The organism is Stenotrophomonas sp. HMWF003 (assembly GCF_003061285.1).
Classification (GTDB): domain Bacteria; phylum Pseudomonadota; class Gammaproteobacteria; order Xanthomonadales; family Xanthomonadaceae; genus Stenotrophomonas; species Stenotrophomonas maltophilia_AP.
The window spans coordinates 1-1,677 of the sequence record NZ_QAIW01000338.1 but is presented as its reverse complement, the minus strand read 5'-3'; the positions used below and the strand labels follow the sequence as shown (position 1 = coordinate 1,677).

Below are 1,677 nucleotides of genomic sequence, written 5' to 3'. Positions count from 1 at the left end.
GCCTTGATCCAGACGATGTCATCCACGGCCACCAGCACCACGTGCTCGTCCACGCGCACCGGCAGCCGCTGCAGGTAGTCGTCGCGCTGGCGCAGTGCATCCAGCGCCTGCAGGATCTGCGCTGATGCCTGCGCGCCCACCCCGGCCCCGGCCGACAGCCGGGCCTTGGCCCGCTGCAGCGCGGCGGCGAAGCGCTCGCGGCTGAACGGCTTGACCAGGTAATCCACCGCATTGGCTTCGAACGCCTTCACCGCGTACTGCTCATAGGCGGTCACGAACACCGTGGCCGGCATGCGCTCGGCACCGACGGTGGCCACCACGTCCATGCCGTTGATGGCGGGCATCTGGATGTCCAGGAACACCAGGTCCGGCGACTGGTTGCGGATGGCCGCCACCGCGGACACGCCGTCGCCGCATTCGCCGACGATCTCGATGTCGGCATCGTCGCGCAGCAGGCGCACGATCGCATGCCGCGCGATCGGTTCGTCGTCGACCACCAGTACGGTCAGGGTCATGCCGGCGCCACCCCGGGGGTGAACTCGGGTGCGTCGTCGGCGCTCTCCAGTACCCGGAACGGGACCCGGATGCGGCACGCCACGCCTTCGGGCCAGAGCATGTCCAGCCGGACCTCGGCGGCATCGCCATACAGCTCTTTCAGGCGCAGCCGGGTGTTGGACATGCCGATGCCATGGCCGGCCGACACGGACGGCTCGGTCGACAACGTGCTGTTGCGGTTGCGCACTTCGATGCACAGCACGTCGCCGTCACGCCGCGCGTCGATTTCGACGGTGTCGCTACCCACGCGCTGGCCGATGCCGTGGCGCAGCGCGTTCTCCACCAGCGGCTGCAGGATCAGGCTGGGCACGGCGCAGTCCAGCGTGTCCGGGGCGATGTAGGTGCGGGTGGTCAGGCGGTCCTTGAAGCGGATGCGCTGGATGCCCAGGTACAGCTCGATCAGGTCCAGTTCCTGGCGCAGGGTGATTTCCTGGCCGTCGTAGTCTTCCAGGAAGGCACGCAGCAGTTCGCTCAGGCGCAGCAGCATGTCTTCGGCCGACAGCGTGTCTTCGTCCAGCAGGGTGATGATCGCGTGCAGCGTGTTGAACAGGAAGTGCGGCTGCAGCTGCGCCTTCAGCGACAGCAGGCGCGACTGCGCCAGTTCCGTGGCCAGCTGGCTGGCCTCCAGTTCGCGCCGGGCCTTTTCAGCGTGGAAATGCAGGGCCTGCTGGATCGCGAACAACGTCCAGTAGGTCAACAGGCCGATGGCGAAGTGCTGCTCCAGGAAGTACCCCAGCTGCTCGGCAAACCCGCTGGGCTCGAACAGGGTGGAGACCAGTGCGCCCAGCATCATCGCGGCGAACGTGACGCACAGGCTGGCGACCACCTGCGCGCCCAGCCCGTGCAGGCGCCCGGTGCCGCGCATCGGGAAACGTTCGGCGAGGCGGAACACCGTCGGGGCCAGCGCCGCCCAGGTGTACCACTGGATCAGCGACCAGCGCGCCAGGTCCCAGAAGGGCCAGTCGGTGCGGGGCATGCCCACGTTGATGGCGTTCTGCATGGCGAACACCAGGGCCACCATCGTCCACAGGGCGATGTAGCGGGACAGGCGGATCTGGGTGCTGCCAAGGCGGATGAGCATGGTGGGGTCCTGCGCCGCGCGTGTGCGGCAGGGTCATCTTA

2 protein-coding genes are annotated in these 1,677 nt (G+C 68.0%); both read right to left on the bottom strand.

All coding sequences use genetic code 11. The features are described from left to right. A partial coding sequence (locus DBR34_RS13540; RefSeq protein WP_258223921.1) for a response regulator occupies positions 1-515 on the bottom strand: 515 nt, incomplete at its 3' end. Next, the gene (locus DBR34_RS13535; RefSeq protein WP_128097179.1) at positions 512-1,636 is read right to left on the bottom strand and encodes a histidine kinase; all 1,125 of its coding nucleotides are present in this window, start codon (positions 1,634-1,636) and stop codon (positions 512-514) included. The genes DBR34_RS13535 and DBR34_RS13540, both read right to left, overlap by 4 nt. Positions 1,637-1,677: the final 41 nt, after the last annotated feature.